The following is a 15,662-nucleotide window of genomic DNA, read 5'->3' on the forward strand; positions in this document are numbered from 1 at the left end:
CGCGGCGGGTTGGCGGGGAGGAAGCGCCCGGCTATAAGCCCGCAGCTCCCCAATTCACAACTTTATGTGTGAGATATCTTCGTGACCGAACGCACCTTCTCGATCCTCAAGCCGGACGCCACGCGTCGCAACCTGACCGGCGCCATCAATGCGGTGATCGAGGCCGCCGGCCTGCGCATCGTCGCCCAGCGCCGCGTCAAGCTGACGGAAGCCCAAGCCAAGAAGTTTTATGAAGTCCACGCCGAGCGTCCGTTCTACGGCGAACTGGTCGGCCAGATGATTGCCGAGCCGGTTGTCGTGCAGGTCCTGGAAGCCGAAGGCGCCGTGGCCAAGTACCGCGACGTCATGGGCGCCACCAACCCGAAGGACGCCGCCGAAGGCACCATCCGCAAGCTGTTCGCCCTGTCGATCGGCGAAAATTCGGTCCACGGCTCGGACAGCCTGGAGAACGCCGCGATCGAGATCGCCCAGTTCTTCAAGGACGAAGACATCGTCGGCTAAAGGTTTTCAGACCGGCGAGCTTCGCCGGTTCAAATAGATCTTGAGAAGCGGCGTGGCCTATGGTCACGCCGCTTTTCTTATGCCTGGCCCGCCTATTCAGCGTATACAGGCCGTCTTCCGCTCCCCCGGCGTCGTCTGGAGATCGCAAGGGCGGAGTCCATAGTCCATGACCGAAAACGGCGAGCAGGTTGATCAGCTGCTCAATACCCCTGATCTGGCGAGCGTGCTGGAAAGCGACGGCTTCCGACAGTTTCTCGACCAGGTGCCGATCGCCATCGCGGTGTCGGAACTGCATCCGATGGAGCGCATCGTCTACGCCAATGTCGAGTTCGAACGGCTGAGCGGCCAGACGGGCGCGGATCTGGAGGGCCAGTCGTGGAGAGCGCTGCTCGGACGTTCGGCGAACGCGAACGATGATGGTGCGCTGAGCGACGCGATCGTCGATGATCAGGACTATATCGGCGTCTTCTCCTTTGCCCACAATCAGGGGGTCGAGGCCGTCGACGCCTGGTCGAACATCATCCAGGACAATGCCGGCGCTCCGGTGTTTCGCATGCTCGCCCTGGTCGGCGCGACCAGCCGTGACGCCGATCGCAGCGAGTTCGAGCAGCGCATCCTCGACAAGGACGTCCTGCTTCGCGAACTGCAGCACCGTGTGGCCAACAATCTGCAGATGATCACGGCCCTGATCCGGATCGAAGCCCGCAACGTGCCTGAAGAGGCCAAGGACGAACGGTTCAGCCGGTTAGCCGGGCGCGTCGAGGCCCTGGGCCTGCTCTATCGCTCGCTGTCCGAAGAGAGCCAGGCCGAGACCGTCGATCTGGGCGTTTATCTCAGCGAGATCGCCTCTGCCGTCATGCGGGCTCATGCGGTGGAGGGCATTCACCTCAATCTTCAGGTCGATACATGGCCCGTCTCGATCAATGTGGCGATGCCGACCGGCCTGGTCGTCAACGAACTGCTGACCAATGCCCTCAAACACGCCTTCAAGGGGCGTGATGGGGGGACCATCACCCTGCACAGTCTGGTCGATGAAGAGGGTTGTCGGGTGGTCGTGTCGGACGATGGCCTGGGGCTGCCTGAGGGCTACGTCTGGCCCAGGCCTGGCAAGCTCAGCAACATGATCGTCCAGTCCCTGCGTCAGAACGCCAGGGCCAGGGTCGAGGTTGGGGCCGAGCCCGGCGGCGGGATGCGTGTGATGATCGTCTTCACCCGCGCGGACGCCCTGTCGGCGTCCTGACGCGCCTCACGCGAGAAGTGCGCCAGAAAGCTAAGGCCTTTTGCTTTTCAGACGGCCAGTCGGGCGGCGCGCGCCGACAAAGGGGTCAGCCGCTTCCAGGCGATATAGCCCGCGATCAACAGAACCGCCGCGCCGGCCGCGAAGGCGACCCCGGCGACGGGATCGGAGGTCAGCATGTGCAGGTTGCGGGCGGCCAGATAGCCGGGCGCCAGCATCGAGATCACCCACAGCGGGGCCGTCACCGCGCTGGCGGCCTGAAAGGCCCAGGGGCGCGAGCGCGACATGCCGGCCACTATGGGGATGAAGGGGCGAACCGGACCCATGAAGCGCGCGGCGGCGATGGCGATCACGCCATGGCGGCGCGACAGCAGGCGTGCGCGGGCGAACAGGCGGCGATGTCCCGCCAGCAGGCCGCTGGCCAGCCTGCGCGCGCCCAGTCCGCGACCCAGCAGGAAGGAGATAGCGTCACCGATGATCGCGCCGGCGCTGCACCACAGGATGGCCTCGGCCGGGTGCAGGACGCCTTGAGCGACCAGCGCGCCCGCCATCACCATCACCCCGACGATCGGGATCAGCAGCCCGACCAGCAGAAGGGCTTCCAGCAGGGTCAGGACGAACAGGACCAGCCCAGCCCAATGGCTGTTCTGGGCGATCGTTTCGGTCAGTTGGGGCAGCAGCGATTCCATGGGGGCAATTTGCGGATGAATAGTGACAGGACCCTGACCCGAGATGGTTATTTCTTTCGAACGCGACAATTGGTCTCGCCGGGCCATTCGGGCGTTTTCGAATGACACGGGGCTGTCAGATCGGTGACGATCCGAAACCCGCCGCCTCTGGAGACCCCTGGTGAAGGACTATGGCCGACGCGACGTGGCGCTTGCCGCCGTGCTTTCCGGCGTGGCTGGCTATGTCGACGCCATCGGTTTCCTCAAGCTGGGCGGCTTCTTTGTCTCGTTCATGAGCGGCAACTCGACCCGTCTCGGGGTCGGGTTGGCCACCGGCCATGTCGGTGCGGCCCTGACGGCTTTGACGCTGATCGCGCTGTTCGTGGCGGGAGTCGTGCTCGGCGCCCTGGTCGCGCGGCGGGCGGGTGAGGATCGGCGGGCCATGGTCATGGCGCTGGAGGCCGTCCTGCTGGCCTGCGCGGCGGGGCTGATCATGGCGGGGCTGGACGGCCCGGGCGTCGCGGCCATGGTGCTGGCCATGGGGGCCGAGAACGCGGTCTTCCAGCGCAATGGCGATGTCGGGGTGGGTCTGACCTACATGACCGGCGCTCTGGTCAAGGCCGGCCAGCGGATCGCGGCGGCCCTGACCGGAGGCGACCGCTGGGCCTGGCGGCCGTTCGTGCTGCTGTGGGCGGGGCTGACCCTGGGGGGCGCGCTGGGCGCGGCGGCCTATCTGAAGTTCGGCGTGCTGGCGCTGTGGGGCGCGGCCCTGGTCGTCGCGGGGCTGGCCGTGGCCCGGCACGTCGAGGAAAAGCGCCTAGCCTAGGTCCCGGCAGAAGGCCGCCAGGGTCTCTGGATAGAGCCGGTGTTCCTGCTCAAGCACCCGCAGGCTCAGGGCGTGCTCGTCGTCGCCCGGCAGCACCGGCACGCGGGCCTGGCCGAGCACGGGGCCTTCGTCGACGCCCGCCGTGACCAGATGCACCGTGCAGCCGGCCTCGGCGTCGCCGGCGGCGATGGCGCGGCCGTGGGTGTCGAGGCCCGGATATTTGGGCAGCAGGGAAGGGTGGATGTTCAGCATTCGGCCCTCCCAGGCGTCGACCAGGAAGGGCGTCAGGATGCGCATATAGCCGGCCAGGGCGATGACCTGAATCTCGCGCTCGCGCAGGGCCGTGTCGATGGCGCGCTCATGGGCCTCGCGGTCCTTGCCGAACGGCCTCTGGTCGACGCACAGCGCCTCGATCCCGGCCGCCTGCGCGGTTTTAAGCCCACCGGCGTCAGGCTTGTTGGCCAGGACCAGGCTGATCTCGAAGGGACAGTCCTCGGCCTGAGCGGCGCGGACCAGGGCCTCCATGTTGGAGCCCCGGCCCGAGATCAGGACGGCGACCTTGGTCTTCTGCGGCATTAGCCCGCGACCAGCTGGCCGCAGATGAAGGCGTCCTCGCCGGCGTTGAGCAGGGCGGCCAGCACCGGTTCGGCGTCGCTGGAAGCGACCACCAGGATGAAGCCGACGCCGCAATTGAAGGTGCGGCGCAGTTCGTGGTCGGAAATGCCGCCCACTTCTTGCAGCCACGCAAACACCGGCGGCAGCGGCCAGGCGTTCCAGTCGAACTCGGGGACCAGGCCGGCCGCGATGCAGCGCGGCGGGTTCTCGATCAGGCCGCCGCCGGTGATGTGGGCGCCGCCCTTGACCCGGCCGGACTGCAGCAGGGGCAGGATCGACTTCACATAGATGCGGGTCGGGGCCATCAGGGCCTCGGCCAGTGTGAGCCCCGGCGCGAAGGGCGCGGGGGCGTCCCAGGCCAGACCCGAACGCTCGACCACGCGGCGAACCAGTGAATAGCCGTTGGAGTGCGGACCAGAGGAGCCGATGCCGACAATGATGTCGCCGGCCCGTTGCCTGTCCAGCTTGGGCAGCACGCCGTCGCGCTCGACCGCGCCGACCGAGAAGCCGGCCAGATCGTATTCGCCGTCGCTGTACATGCCCGGCATTTCGGCGGTTTCGCCGCCCACCAGCGCCGCGCCAGCCATTTTGCAGCCTTCGGCGATGCCGGCGACCACGCTGGTGGCGGTCTCCAGATCGAGTTTGCCGGTGGCGAAATAGTCGAGGAACAACAGGGGCTCGGCGCCCTGGGCCAGCAGGTCGTTGACGCACATGGCCACCAGGTCAATCCCGACGGTGGCATGCATCTTGGCGTCGATGGCGATCCGCAGCTTGGTTCCGACGCCGTCGGTGGTGGAGACCAGCAGAGGATCCGAATAGCCCGCCGCCTTAAGGTCGAACAGGGCGCCGAAGCCGCCCAGGCCGCCATCCGCCCCAGGGCGCCGGGTGGCCTTGGCCAGGGGCTTGATCGCCTCGACCAGGGCGTTGCCGGCATCGATGTCGACGCCCGCTTGGGCGTAGGTGAGGCCGTTGGGCAGATCGCTCATTCGCTCGCTCTGGTCTATTTGGGGACGCAATTGCGCCTTCAACTCGCGGAAATCTGCACCCCGACCATGCTTGACGCTTGCAGACTCGGGGGTGCGCGAGGCTATTAGCAGCCGATGAAGCCGATAACCACTACCGCCGAACTGGCGGCGTTTTGTAACGCGTTGCAGGGCCAGCCCTTTGTCGCCGTGGACACCGAGTTCATGCGCGAGACGACCTATTGGCCCAAGCTCTGCTTGATCCAGGTTGGCGCGCCCAATGTCGAGGCCGTGATCGATCCGCTTGCGGACGGTCTGGACATGACGCCGCTGCTGGATCTCATGCGCGACGAGCGTGTGCTCAAGGTGTTCCACGCTGCCCGGCAGGACGTCGAAATCTTCAACAACCTGGGCGCCATGCCCCGGCCATTGTTCGACACCCAGGTCGCCGGCATGGCCGCAGGCTTTGGCGAGCAGATCGCCTATGACGCGCTGGTCCGACAGATGCTCAAGATCGAGCTCGACAAGTCCAGCCGGTTCACCGATTGGGCCCGTCGCCCGCTGTCGGAAGCCCAGCTGACCTATGCCCTGGCGGATGTCACCCATCTCGCCTCGCTGTTTCCGATGCTGCGTCAGCGGCTGGCCGACGCCGACCGCCTGCCGTGGGTCGAGGAAGAGATGCAGGCCCTATGCGATCCGGCGTTTTATGACGTCGATCCGGAAAAGGCCTGGCGCCGGCTGCGTCCGCGCAAGACAGCGCAGAAGTATCTGGCCGTGTTCAAGGCCGTGGCGGCCTGGCGCGAGCGCACCGCCCAGCAACGCGATCAGCCTCGCGGCCGGATCCTGAAGGACGAGGCCATCGACGAACTGGCCACCCAGGCCCCGACCACTGTCGATGCTCTAAACACTCTGCGTGGCGTGCCCAAGGGCTTTGGCGGTAGCAAGTTTGGTCCTGACCTGCTGGCAGCCATCAAGGCCGCTCTGGCCGATCCTGAAGGCTATGCACCCGTGCTTGAAAAGCCCGGCCCGCCGCCGCCCGCCTCGGCCGGCGCCGTCGTTGAGCTGCTGAAGGTTCTGCTCAAGGCCCGCGCCGAAGAAGCCGGCGTGGCGTCCAAGCTGATCGCCACAGTCTCGGACCTTGAAAAGATAGCCGCCGACGATAACGCCAACACGCCTGCCCTCGCTGGGTGGCGTCGTGAGGCTTTCGGGGCCGACGCCCTCAAAATCAAACGCGGCGAACTGGCCCTGGTGCTGGACGGCGCGCGTGTTCGGGTCGTCGAAGTGCGACGAGCGGCCAAGCCTGACGCCTGAGCCCAAGCTGGACGCTCACAGGGTTTTTCAACCCAAAATGAGCAAGGTTGAAGCTGCGGGATAGAGACGGTCATAGGTATGCGAGACTGTTCTGCTATCGGTTGTTCCGCTTGGTAGAAGCGATTGCAGGTGGTCTGGGCCGGGGTTCGCTTTGGGGGGAGCGAGGTCGAGCGGAGCGTTGAGCAGGGGGCGAATTTGGCGCGTTACTGGGAAAATCTGGCGGTCGTCTATCGGCCGGCCGCGGTATCCCGTCGCAGCCAGGTTCCTTTGCGGGTTTTCGTAATTTTGGTGCTGTGCGCCTCGATGGCCTGGCGGCCTGGATTTGGCTTTCTCATCGGTTGGACGGCGGCCTACGTCTTCGCGCAGATCGCGGAACTGCTGGCGCTCCGACGTTTCCTGACATCTTCCAATCCGGCCTCGACGGTCGTCTGCAACCTGGCGACCGACCTGCTTATGGCGACGGTCTTTGGCTGGGTGGCGATTCCGCTTTGGCAGATAGGAACGCCAGCCGCAGCGGCAGCGGCCACGTTGCTCATCTCAGGCTCCATTCTCACGGCGCTAATGGGGGCCGAGGGCTGCTTCGCGGCGTTCCTTTCGGCGGTAGCGCCGCACATGGCCTATCTCTTCATTCTCCCCTTCGTTGGCGGATCCACGAGGGACCCGGTTACACCCTACTTCCTTATTGGTGCGGGTCTGTTGAGTCTGGTTCTGGGTATGGTCTTTACATGGTCGCAGCGCGCCATGCAGGCCGAGCGATCGGCGCGTCTGGCGGCCGAGGCGCAAACCGCCGCCAAGTCGGCTTTTGTGGCCATGGTCAGCCATGAGCTGCGCACGCCGATCAACGCCCTGCTCAACGGAGCCGCTATGCTGGAGCGGCAGAACGGGGCGGATCGTGGCGCAGCCAGACTGATCGCCGACGCCGGCGACATGATGAAGACCCTCCTCAACGACCTGCTCGACTATTCCAAGATCGAGGCGGGTCGCATGGGTGTCGAGCTCGTCGACTATGATTTGGAAGCCTTGGTCGACGACAGCGTGCTGCTGTGGCGTGGCGAAGCCCGCGCCAAGGGCATCAAGCTGGAACTAAAAGGGATCCAGACCCGGCCCAACTGGGTGCGGGGCGATCCGATGCGGCTGCGACAGATCCTCAACAACCTGCTGTCCAACGCCATCAAGTTCACGGCCGAGGGGGGCGTCACCCTGGCCCTCACCCTCCACGAACGACATGACGGGCGCAATGTGATGATCGAGGTCATCGACACGGGCCCCGGTCTGACGCCGGACCAGATCAATCGCCTGTTCAGCGCCTATGACCAGCTCGGTGTCGGCACGGCGCGGGCTTTTGGCGGCACGGGTCTGGGACTGGCGATCAGCCGCGATCTGGCGCGGTTGATGGGCGGAACCCTGACGGCGGAGAGCGATGCCGGCGGTGGCGCTCGCTTTACCCTGACCCTGCCCGCGCCGCAGGGCGCTGCGCCGCCGGCCGTTGACCTGTCAGACGCGCCTTCTCTTATCCCGCACACGCAGCCGTTGCGGATCCTGGTGGTCGACGACCATGACATTAACAGGCGCGCCTTGCGCGGAATGCTCGAAGCGTTCGGCGCGCAGGTGGAGACGGCAGACGACGCTGAGGCGGCGCTTGAAGCGGCCCATGTGAGGGTCTTCGACGCGATCCTGATGGATGTGCGGATGCCGGGCGTGGATGGTCTGGAGGCGACCCGACGGTTGCGCGCTTCCGGGCTGAATCGTCAGACGCCGGTCATCGCCGTCAGCGGCGCGGTTTCGACCCAGGACATAGAGGCGTGCCGCAGCGCTGGAATGAACGGCATGATCGAAAAGCCTGTCGTGCCCAGCGACCTGTACGCGGCTCTGAATGGCGTGGCGGAACAGTAGAGCCGCGCTGCGGCCCATCCGCGCGCCTTCTTGTTGTCGTGAGCAAGGGAAGGGGAGCTACACGCTTGGCTGACGGCGAACGCTTGCCAGTATTTCGTAGCTGCGAACCCGTGCGGCGTGATCATGGATCTGCGAGGCCGCCATCAGCTCATCGGCGCCGGTCAGGTCCAGGACCGCTTTGATCTTGCCCCGCACCGTTTCGGGCGAGCCGACGGCCGAATAGCGGAAAGTATGCTCAAGGCCTGCGAGCTCCGCCGGCGAGGCGATCTGGGTGATATCGTCAACGGGAGGCGGCAGAAGGCCAGGCCGGCCTCTGCGCAGCGCCAGAAACTGCTGCTGGGTGGATGATGCCAGTCGTCTTGCCTCATCGTCAGTCTCGGCCGCGCATACGCCGATACAGACCATGAGGTAGGGCGAGGCGAGGGCGGCGGAAGGTTTGAAGTGACGGCGGTACAAGGTGACCGCGTCCATGAGCTGGTCCGGCGCGAAGTGGGCGGCAAAGGCGAAGGGCAGGCCCAGGGCGGCCGCCAGCTGGGCGCTGTAGGTGCTGGAGCCCAGCAGCCAGAGCGGAACGTCCTGCCCCTCGCCCGGGACAGCGCGCACGGCTTGGTCCGGCGTCGCCGGCTGGAACCAGGCCTGAAGCTCCACAACGTCCTGGGCGAACGAATCAACAGCGCCCATGTAGCGACGCAGGGCCCTCATGGTGGCCTGATCGGCGCCCGGCGCCCGGCCCAGACCCAGATCGATGCGGCCAGGATAGAGTGCGGCCAGGGTGCCGAACGCCTCCGCGACCATCAGGGGTGCGTGGTTTGGCAGCATGATTCCCCCCGACCCGACCCGAATCGTCGAGGTGCCGGAGGCGACATAGCCGATGGCCACGGCCGTCGCGGCGCTGGCGATTCCCGGCATGTTGTGATGTTCGGCCAGCCAGTAGCGGTGAAAGCCCAGCTTCTCTGCGTGCCTGGCCAGGTCGAGGCTGTTGCGGAGAGCGTCGCCAACGGTTGAGCCCATCGGCACAGGCGCCAGGTCGAGAACGGAAAACGCGGGAACGGAAGCTTTGGCCATCGACCCTACATCGTGCCGGATCGCGGCAAGCTCAAGTCTTTGCGATCAGAGGACCCATAATGGGTGACCGATTGGATCCAAAACTTGAATTTTGGGGGAAAGCGCCGGACGGTGGCGCGAATGACGGGACTTGAACCCGCGACCTCCGGCGTGACAGGCCGGCGCTCTAACCAACTGAGCTACATCCGCGTCGTGCGCCAAGGCGCGACAATCGTCCGTATTCGCCGTCTTAAGAGGGAAGCACAACCACCTTTGGAAGGTGGCGCGAATGACGGGACTTGAACCCGCGACCTCCGGCGTGACAGGCCGGCGCTCTAACCAACTGAGCTACATCCGCATTAGGCCTTCGCCGAAGCGAAAGTGCGACCCGCCCTTCGGCGAGGCGCGTCTGATATGTCGGGCGCGGACTCGTGTCAACGGCCATGTCGTCGAAGCTGTGGATGGGGATCAGTTGCGACCGTTTCTCAATGTGTCGCAGGCGTTTGAAGCGTCGGCGGGCATGGGCTACAACCCGCTCGATTCAAGCCAAGGGCTGTCATGAACGCCTTCCTTCTCCAGTATCTGCCGATCGTTATTTTTCTAGGGATCGCGACCGTCATCGGTGTCGCCTTCCTGGCCGCTGCTGCGGTGCTCGCGCCCAGGGCGCCAGACCCGGAAAAGCTGTCTGCCTACGAATGTGGCTTCAACGCCTTCGACGATGCGCGCATGAAGTTCGACGTTCGATTCTACCTCGTGTCGATCCTCTTCATCATCTTTGACCTGGAAGTGGCGTTCCTGTTCCCCTGGGCCGTCAGCCTGATGAAATTGCCGCACGAAGCTGCGGTCTTTGCCTTCTGGTCGATGATGACCTTCCTGGGTGTCCTGACTGTCGGCTTCATTTACGAATGGAAGAAGGGCGCCCTCGAATGGGAGTGATCGTTCCCGCCAATAGCTCGCCCCTGATTCCGGCCGGCTCCGCCGGCCGCTCGACGGTGCAGGGCTATGATCCCAAGTTGCACGATCCGTTCTTTGACGGCGTCTCGGGTCAGTTGGCCGACAAGGGCTTCATCACGGCCGCAGCCGATGACCTTATCACTTGGGCTCGGACCGGCTCGCTGATGTGGATGACGTTCGGCCTAGCCTGCTGCGCCGTGGAAATGATGCAGGCTTCGATGCCGCGTTATGACCTCGAGCGCTATGGCTTCGCGCCGCGCGCCAGCCCGCGTCAGAGCGACGTGATGATCGTCGCGGGCACTCTGACCAACAAGATGGCTCCGGCTCTGCGCAAGGTCTACGACCAGATGCCCGAGCCGCGCTATGTGATCTCGATGGGCAGCTGCGCCAATGGCGGCGGCTACTACTATTACAGCTACAGCGTCGTTCGCGGCTGCGACCGGGTGGTGCCGGTGGACATCTATGTCCCAGGCTGCCCGCCGACCGCCGAGGCTCTGGTCTATGGCGTGCTGCAGCTGCAAAAGAAGATCCGTCGCACGGGGACCATCGAGCGATGAGCGAAGCTCTCGAACTTCTCGGCCAGGACATCGTCGCGCGCTGCCCGGGCGTGCTCGGCCATTCGGTGGCCTTCGGTGAACTCACCATCGTGGCTCGCGCCGCGACGGTTTGCGACACGCTGATCTTCCTGCGTGACGATGTTGCTTGCCGTTTCCACCAGCTGATTGATCTGGCCGGTGTCGACTATCCGGAGCGTGCTGCACGCTTCGACGTCGTCTACCACCTGCTGTCGCTGGTGAAGAACCATCGCATCCGTCTGAAGGTCTCTACCGACGAGGACACGCCGGTCCCGTCCATCACCCCGGTGTTCGAAGTGGCCAACTGGTTCGAACGTGAAGCGTTCGACATGTACGGCATCTTCTTCGACGGCCATCCGGACCTGCGCCGGATTCTGACCGACTACGGCTTCCATGGCCATCCGCTGCGGAAGGACTTCCCGATGACGGGTTATGTCGAGGTTCGTTACGACGACGAGCTCAAGCGCGTCGTCTATGAACCCGTCAAGATTACCGAGTTCCGTGCGTTCGATTTCCTCTCCCCCTGGGAAGGCGCGAAGTATGCCCTGCCTGGCGACGAGAAGGCCGAGAAGAGAGCAGGGGATGCATGATCATGGGTCTGCGCCGGCCGACGTTCCGTTCCGCCACCGCGTTCTTTCTGGTGACATTTTCCACCGCGTTCCTGATGACCATCGGCATGCGGCTGACGGGCTGGTTCACGCGCGCGCCGATCATTTCGGTGGAGCAGAACAAGGGCCTGGGCATCGCGATCATGATCGCCGTCATGACCTTGGCGATTGGAGCCGGATTGCGGCGCATGGAAATCGCGGAGCTGCGCAGCGCGCTGCTGGGCGCGGCGTCCGTGTTGCTGGCCCTGCCGCTGTCGCAAGCCGCGATTTCTCAGTCCTGGGATGTCGCCACCACCATCATCACACTGCTGGGCGCCGTCCTGCTGATCGCCGGACTGCTTGTTTCACTCAGCATCGAGCAGCGTAAGGAAGGCCAGGAATCATGACCGGCCAAGACACCCCCGCAGCGGTGACCGATCTCGTCCGTGACGAACCGGCGGTTCCGATGATCCCGGAAACGCCCGTCCGCAAGTTCAACATCAATTTCGGCCCACAACACCCGGCCGCGCACGGCGTGCTGCGCCTGGTGCTGGAGCTGGACGGCGAAGTCGTCGAACGCGTCGATCCGCACATCGGCCTGCTGCATCGCGGCACCGAGAAGCTGATGGAGGCGCGCACCTACCTCCAGAACATCCCGTATTTCGACCGCCTCGATTATGTGGCTCCGATGAATCAGGAGCACGCCTTCTGCCTGGCCATCGAGAAACTGCTTGGTGTCGATGTTCCCAAGCGTGGCCAGATCATTCGGGTGCTTTATTCCGAAATCGGCCGTGTCCTCAGTCACCTTCTGAACGTGACGACCCAGGCCATGGACGTTGGAGCCCTCACGCCGCCGCTCTGGGGCTTCGAGGAACGTGAAAAGCTGATGGTGTTCTACGAGCGTGCCTGCGGCGCTCGCCTGCACTCCAACTATTTCCGGCCGGGTGGCGTCCACCAGGATCTGCCTGACGCTCTTGTCGAGGACATCGACACCTGGGCAAAGGCGTTCCCGAAGATATGCGACGACATCGAGACGCTGATCACCGGCAACCGCATCTTCAAGCAGCGCAATGTCGATATCGGCGTCGTGACGCGCGAGCAGGCGATCGAGTGGGGTTTCAGCGGCGTGATGGTGCGGGGTTCCGGCATCGCTTGGGATCTGCGCCGCAGCCAGCCCTACGAGTGCTATAACGAATTCGAGTTCGATATCCCGCTGGGCAAGAACGGCGACTGCTACGATCGCTATCTGTGTCGCATGCAGGAGATGCGTGAGTCCGCGAAGATCATCCGCCAGGCCTGCGAGATGCTTCGCAAGACGCCCGGCCCGGTGATGACCGAGGACAACAAAGTCAGTCCGCCGCGTCGCGCCGAGATGAAGCGCTCGATGGAAGCTCTGATCCATCACTTCAAGCTGTACACCGAGGGCTTCCGCACGCCGGCTGGCGAGGTCTATGCCTGCGTCGAGGCGCCCAAGGGCGAGTTCGGCGTGTTCGTGGTCTCTGACGGCACCAACAAGCCCTATCGCTGCAAGATCCGCGCGCCGGGCTTCCCGCACCTGGCGGCCATGGACTGGATGAACCGCGGCCACATGCTGGCCGACGTGTCCGCCATCCTGGGCTCGCTGGACATCGTGTTCGGGGAGATCGACCGTTGATCGAGGCCGCCGTTCAAGGCCAGCTGGACGCCTATAACGCCCAGGACGTCGATGCGCTGTGCAAGCACTTCGCCGACGACATGATGGTCGCCGATCTGAACGCCGAGCCCAACCTGCATGGCGTCTCAGCGTTCCGCGAGCGGCATGTCGGCCTGTTCGCCCAGTTTCCGCAAAACCGCGCCGAACTGCTGTCGCGTGTGGTGATCGGCAACAAGGTCATCGACCATGAGCGGGTCTTCCGTTCGCCCGACGCGACGCCTTTCGAGGTCGCCGCCATCTACACCTTCGCCGGCGACAAGATCGCTCGCGTCGATTTCGTGAAAGCCTGACGCATGTCCGTTCGTCGTCTCGCCAAGGAACAGCCCGCGAGCTTTGCGTTCTCCAAGGAGAGCCAGGCCAAGGCTGACTGGTGGAAAGCCAAATATCCCGCCGAGCGCAAGCAGTCGGCGGTGATCCCGATGCTCTGGCTGGCCCAGAAGCAGGAAGGCTGGATTCCTGAGCCCGCGATCCAGGAGATCGCCAGGCAGCTTGAAATGCCGGTCATCCGGGTGCTGGAAGTCGCGACCTTCTACGTGATGTTCCAGTTGCAGCCGGTCGGCAAGGTCGCCTTCGTGCAGCTTTGTGGCACGACGCCCTGCCAACTGCGCGGCGCCCTGGACCTGCGCAAGGTGCTGAAGGACAAGATTGGCGACGCCAACCACGTCTCGGCAGACGGCAAGTTCAGCTGGGAAGAGGTCGAGTGCCTGGGCGCTTGCTGCAACGCGCCGATGGCCGCCATCAATGACTACTATTACGAGGACCTGACGCCGGAGAGCCTGGCCCAGATTCTCGATGACTTCGCCGCCGGCAAGTCGCCGCAGCCGGGCAGCTACGACGGCCGCAAGGCGTCAGAGCCCAAGGATTCGATCAAGACCCTGACCGATCCCAAGCTCTTCGACGGCTCGCTGGCCAAGAAGATCAAGATCCCGAACCTGCCCGAAAAGCCCAAGAAGGCTCCCAAGGCGGAGCCGACTGCCTGATGAATACCGACGCCGTCCTCCAGAAGAAGCGACTGACCGCGATGCTCGCCATCGATGCGGTCTGCTTCGTGCTGGCCGGCGCGGCGATCGTCGGTCATGTGGCCATGGGTATCGGTTGGCTTTTGCCGGCCTTCCTGGTTCTGGTCGCTGCAGGGCTGGGCGCGCAGATCTGGTTCGTTCTGGGCTGGATGCGCGCCGTGAAGCGGGAAGAGGGGGCTTCGTCATGATCGACGACAGCGACTTCAACACGCGCAGAGCCGCCTATCTCGAGACGGTTCGCGGCCTTGGTCGCCGCGAGCGCGGCGTCGGCTTCGTGGCTTGCCTGCTCGGCGCCCTGCTTCTGATCTGGGGCCGGGTCATCGCTGGCGCGCCAGAATGGGCCGTTGTTCTGGGTCTTGTGACGATTGCCGCCGGTTGGCTGCTTTTCGCCTATGTCATCCTTCGTCGGACGCGGTATGTGCGCGCCCATCCATTCGATCCGCAAAGCTGAGTCATGGTCGGTATCCTCGAAGACAAGGACCGCATTTTCACGAACCTTTACGGGCTCCATGATTGGGGCCTGGAAGGCGCGAAGAAGCGCGGCTGCTGGAATGGCACTAAGGACATCCTGGACGCCGGGCGCGACTGGATCATCGACAACATGAAGAACTCCGGCCTGCGCGGCCGGGGCGGCGCGGGTTTCGGCACCGGCCTGAAGTGGTCGTTCATGCCCAAGGAAGTGAAGGACGGTCGTCCGCACTATCTGGTCGTCAACGCCGACGAATCCGAGCCGGGCACCTGCAAGGACCGGGAGATCATGCGGCATGACCCGCACCTCCTGATCGAAGGCTGCCTGATCGCCTCGCGCGCCATGCTCGCCCACGCCTGCTACATCTATATTCGCGGCGAATATGTCCGCGAGCGCGAAGTGCTGGAAGCCGCCATCAAGCAGGCCTACGAGGCCAAGCTTGTGGGCAAGAACAATGTTCACGGCTGGGACTTCGACATCTACGTCCACCACGGCGCCGGCGCCTATATCTGCGGCGAAGAAACGGCCCTGCTGGAAAGCCTGGAAGGCAAGAAGGGACAACCGCGCCTGAAGCCGCCGTTTCCGGCCGGCGCGGGCCTCTACGGCATGCCCACGACCGTCAACAACGTCGAGAGCATCGCTGTCGCCGGCACCATCCTGCGTCGCGGCGCGGCCTGGTTTGCAGGCTTTGGTCGCCCCAACAACACCGGCACCAAGCTCTTCTGCGTCAGCGGGCACGTGAATACGCCCTGCAACGTCGAAGAGGCCATGAGCATCCCGTTCCGCCAGCTGATCGAGGATCACTGCGGCGGCATCCGGGGCGGCTGGGGCAACCTGAAGGCCGTGATCCCTGGCGGCTCGTCCGTGCCGATGATCCCCGCCGAGCAGTGCGAAGATCTGCCCATGGACTTCGACGCCTTGCGCGCCCTGCGCTCGGGTCTCGGCACTGCGGCTGTCATCGTCATGGACAAGGATACTGACCTCGTCCGCGCCATCGCCCGCCTGTCGTACTTCTACAAGCACGAGAGCTGCGGCCAGTGCACGCCCTGTCGCGAAGGCACCGGCTGGATGTGGCGGGTCATGGAACGCATGGTCACCGGCGAGGCCGATCCCAAAGAGATCGACACCCTGCTGGACGTCACGACCCAGGTTGAGGGTCACACCATCTGCGCCCTGGGCGACGCGGCCGCCTGGCCGATCCAGGGCCTGTTCCGTCACTTCCGCCACGAGGTGGAGGACCGGATCGCATCCTATCGTAGCGGTCGCCTGCACGTGCAGGGCGCCAAGCTGATCGCGGCGGAGTAACAA

Annotated in this window: 19 protein-coding genes and 2 tRNA genes; 15 read left to right on the top strand and 6 right to left on the bottom strand. The window is 64.7% G+C overall.

The features are described from left to right. Positions 1 to 81: 81 nt before the first annotated feature. Both ndk and ACW176_RS15015 read left to right on the top strand, forming a co-directional pair. A complete protein-coding gene (gene ndk / locus ACW176_RS15010) occupies positions 82 to 501 on the top strand; it encodes a nucleoside-diphosphate kinase (protein WP_419317220.1) in 420 nt (139 codons plus the stop codon). Positions 502 to 667: 166 nt separating this feature from the next. After that, entirely contained in the window at positions 668 to 1,741 is a 1,074-nt protein-coding gene (locus tag ACW176_RS15015) for a sensor histidine kinase (protein ID WP_492109717.1), read from the top strand. Between the two features lie 47 nt (positions 1,742 to 1,788). Here ACW176_RS15015 and ACW176_RS15020 read toward each other — a convergent pair whose 3' ends face one another. Further along, a complete protein-coding gene (locus ACW176_RS15020) occupies positions 1,789 to 2,427 on the bottom strand; it encodes a DedA family protein (protein ID WP_492109718.1) in 639 nt (212 codons plus the stop codon). 160 nt (positions 2,428 to 2,587) lie between these two features. On the opposite strand from ACW176_RS15020, the gene ACW176_RS15025 reads away from it, so the two are divergent. Next, on the top strand, positions 2,588 to 3,232 hold the full coding sequence (locus ACW176_RS15025) for a YoaK family protein (RefSeq protein ID WP_419317217.1): 645 nt from the start codon (positions 2,588 to 2,590) through the stop codon (positions 3,230 to 3,232). Here the strand turns inward: ACW176_RS15025 and purN are convergent. Together purN and purM are read right to left on the bottom strand one after the other, a co-directional pair. Next, a complete protein-coding gene (gene purN / locus ACW176_RS15030) occupies positions 3,224 to 3,808 on the bottom strand; it encodes a phosphoribosylglycinamide formyltransferase (protein ID WP_492109719.1) in 585 nt (194 codons plus the stop codon). The genes ACW176_RS15025 and purN overlap by 9 nt on opposite strands. Then, positions 3,808 to 4,833 carry a phosphoribosylformylglycinamidine cyclo-ligase gene (gene purM, locus ACW176_RS15035; protein ID WP_492057453.1) on the bottom strand — a complete coding sequence of 342 codons (1,026 nt, stop codon included), beginning with the start codon at positions 4,831 to 4,833 and terminating at the stop codon, positions 3,808 to 3,810. Before purM ends, purN begins: the two co-directional genes overlap by 1 nt. Positions 4,834 to 4,947: 114 nt before the next feature. On the opposite strand from purM, the gene rnd reads away from it, so the two are divergent. Together rnd and ACW176_RS15045 are read left to right on the top strand one after the other, a co-directional pair. Further along, a complete protein-coding gene (gene rnd, locus ACW176_RS15040; protein WP_419317214.1) occupies positions 4,948 to 6,120 on the top strand; it encodes a ribonuclease D in 1,173 nt (390 codons plus the stop codon). Between the two features lie 129 nt (positions 6,121 to 6,249). Next, complete coding sequence (locus ACW176_RS15045) at positions 6,250 to 8,013, top strand: ATP-binding protein (protein ID WP_492109720.1); 1,764 nt, start codon at positions 6,250 to 6,252, stop codon at positions 8,011 to 8,013. Positions 8,014 to 8,070: 57 nt separating this feature from the next. On the opposite strand, the gene ACW176_RS15050 is transcribed toward ACW176_RS15045, so the two are convergent. The 3 genes from ACW176_RS15050 to ACW176_RS15060 all read right to left on the bottom strand — a co-directional run bounded on the left by ACW176_RS15050 (position 8,071) and on the right by ACW176_RS15060 (position 9,415). Continuing rightward, positions 8,071 to 9,078 (bottom strand): LLM class flavin-dependent oxidoreductase, encoded by a 1,008-nt coding sequence (locus ACW176_RS15050; protein ID WP_492109721.1) that lies wholly within the window; start codon positions 9,076 to 9,078, stop codon positions 8,071 to 8,073. A gap of 112 nt (positions 9,079 to 9,190) precedes the next feature. After that, positions 9,191 to 9,267, bottom strand: a tRNA-Asp gene (locus tag ACW176_RS15055). A gap of 71 nt (positions 9,268 to 9,338) precedes the next feature. Further along, positions 9,339 to 9,415, bottom strand: a tRNA-Asp gene (locus ACW176_RS15060). 200 nt (positions 9,416 to 9,615) lie between these two features. Between ACW176_RS15060 and ACW176_RS15065 the strand changes: the two genes are divergently transcribed. The 10 genes from ACW176_RS15065 to nuoF are packed head-to-tail and all read left to right on the top strand — an operon-like array spanning position 9,616 to position 15,659. Next, positions 9,616 to 9,993 (top strand): NADH-quinone oxidoreductase subunit A, encoded by a 378-nt coding sequence (locus ACW176_RS15065; RefSeq protein WP_419255213.1) that lies wholly within the window; start codon positions 9,616 to 9,618, stop codon positions 9,991 to 9,993. Continuing rightward, entirely contained in the window at positions 9,963 to 10,568 is a 606-nt protein-coding gene (locus ACW176_RS15070; protein WP_419317210.1) for a NuoB/complex I 20 kDa subunit family protein, read from the top strand. Before ACW176_RS15065 ends, ACW176_RS15070 begins: the two co-directional genes overlap by 31 nt. Continuing rightward, on the top strand, positions 10,565 to 11,176 hold the full coding sequence (locus ACW176_RS15075; protein WP_492109722.1) for an NADH-quinone oxidoreductase subunit C: 612 nt from the start codon (positions 10,565 to 10,567) through the stop codon (positions 11,174 to 11,176). Before ACW176_RS15070 ends, ACW176_RS15075 begins: the two co-directional genes overlap by 4 nt. Before the next feature lie 2 nt (positions 11,177 to 11,178). After that, complete coding sequence (locus ACW176_RS15080; protein WP_419321464.1) at positions 11,179 to 11,580, top strand: hypothetical protein; 402 nt, start codon at positions 11,179 to 11,181, stop codon at positions 11,578 to 11,580. Next, complete coding sequence (locus ACW176_RS15085) at positions 11,577 to 12,827, top strand: NADH-quinone oxidoreductase subunit D (protein ID WP_419317208.1); 1,251 nt, start codon at positions 11,577 to 11,579, stop codon at positions 12,825 to 12,827. Before ACW176_RS15080 ends, ACW176_RS15085 begins: the two co-directional genes overlap by 4 nt. Then, positions 12,824 to 13,156 carry a nuclear transport factor 2 family protein gene (locus ACW176_RS15090; protein WP_492109723.1) on the top strand — a complete coding sequence of 111 codons (333 nt, stop codon included), beginning with the start codon at positions 12,824 to 12,826 and terminating at the stop codon, positions 13,154 to 13,156. Before ACW176_RS15085 ends, ACW176_RS15090 begins: the two co-directional genes overlap by 4 nt. A 3-nt stretch (positions 13,157 to 13,159) precedes the next feature. Beyond that, positions 13,160 to 13,846 (top strand): NADH-quinone oxidoreductase subunit NuoE, encoded by a 687-nt coding sequence (gene nuoE, locus ACW176_RS15095; RefSeq protein ID WP_419317206.1) that lies wholly within the window; start codon positions 13,160 to 13,162, stop codon positions 13,844 to 13,846. Further along, a complete protein-coding gene (locus ACW176_RS15100) occupies positions 13,846 to 14,073 on the top strand; it encodes a hypothetical protein (RefSeq protein WP_419255219.1) in 228 nt (75 codons plus the stop codon). The genes nuoE and ACW176_RS15100 overlap by 1 nt, the downstream gene beginning before the upstream one ends. Then, positions 14,070 to 14,336, top strand: coding sequence for a hypothetical protein (locus ACW176_RS15105; RefSeq protein WP_492109724.1), 267 nt, complete (start codon positions 14,070 to 14,072; stop codon positions 14,334 to 14,336). Before ACW176_RS15100 ends, ACW176_RS15105 begins: the two co-directional genes overlap by 4 nt. A 3-nt stretch (positions 14,337 to 14,339) precedes the next feature. Then, positions 14,340 to 15,659 (top strand): NADH-quinone oxidoreductase subunit NuoF, encoded by a 1,320-nt coding sequence (gene nuoF, locus ACW176_RS15110; RefSeq protein ID WP_492105105.1) that lies wholly within the window; start codon positions 14,340 to 14,342, stop codon positions 15,657 to 15,659. The last annotated feature ends 3 nt before the right edge of the window (positions 15,660 to 15,662 follow it).

The organism is Caulobacter sp. FV1ye13L (assembly GCF_058681155.1).

Bases quoted from the DNA above. Each gene is read 5' to 3' on its own strand.
- ACW176_RS15065 (WP_419255213.1), top strand. From the start codon at position 9,616: ATGAACGCCTTCCTTCTCCAGTATCTGCCGATCGTTATTTTTCTAGGG.
- nuoF (WP_492105105.1), top strand. From the start codon at position 14,340: ATGGTCGGTATCCTCGAAGACAAGGACCGCATTTTCACGAACCTTTAC.
- ACW176_RS15070 (WP_419317210.1), top strand. From the start codon at position 9,963: ATGGAAGAAGGGCGCCCTCGAATGGGAGTGATCGTTCCCGCCAATAGC.
- purM (WP_492057453.1), bottom strand. From the start codon at position 4,833: ATGAGCGATCTGCCCAACGGCCTCACCTACGCCCAAGCGGGCGTCGAC.
- ACW176_RS15080 (WP_419321464.1), top strand. From the start codon at position 11,179: ATGGGTCTGCGCCGGCCGACGTTCCGTTCCGCCACCGCGTTCTTTCTG.
- ACW176_RS15015 (WP_492109717.1), top strand. From the start codon at position 668: ATGACCGAAAACGGCGAGCAGGTTGATCAGCTGCTCAATACCCCTGAT.
- ACW176_RS15075 (WP_492109722.1), top strand. From the start codon at position 10,565: ATGAGCGAAGCTCTCGAACTTCTCGGCCAGGACATCGTCGCGCGCTGC.
- ACW176_RS15085 (WP_419317208.1), top strand. From the start codon at position 11,577: ATGACCGGCCAAGACACCCCCGCAGCGGTGACCGATCTCGTCCGTGAC.
- purN (WP_492109719.1), bottom strand. From the start codon at position 3,808: ATGCCGCAGAAGACCAAGGTCGCCGTCCTGATCTCGGGCCGGGGCTCC.
- ACW176_RS15100 (WP_419255219.1), top strand. From the start codon at position 13,846: ATGAATACCGACGCCGTCCTCCAGAAGAAGCGACTGACCGCGATGCTC.
- ACW176_RS15020 (WP_492109718.1), bottom strand. From the start codon at position 2,427: ATGGAATCGCTGCTGCCCCAACTGACCGAAACGATCGCCCAGAACAGC.
- ACW176_RS15050 (WP_492109721.1), bottom strand. From the start codon at position 9,078: ATGGCCAAAGCTTCCGTTCCCGCGTTTTCCGTTCTCGACCTGGCGCCT.
- nuoE (WP_419317206.1), top strand. From the start codon at position 13,160: ATGTCCGTTCGTCGTCTCGCCAAGGAACAGCCCGCGAGCTTTGCGTTC.
- rnd (WP_419317214.1), top strand. From the start codon at position 4,948: ATGAAGCCGATAACCACTACCGCCGAACTGGCGGCGTTTTGTAACGCG.
- ACW176_RS15105 (WP_492109724.1), top strand. From the start codon at position 14,070: ATGATCGACGACAGCGACTTCAACACGCGCAGAGCCGCCTATCTCGAG.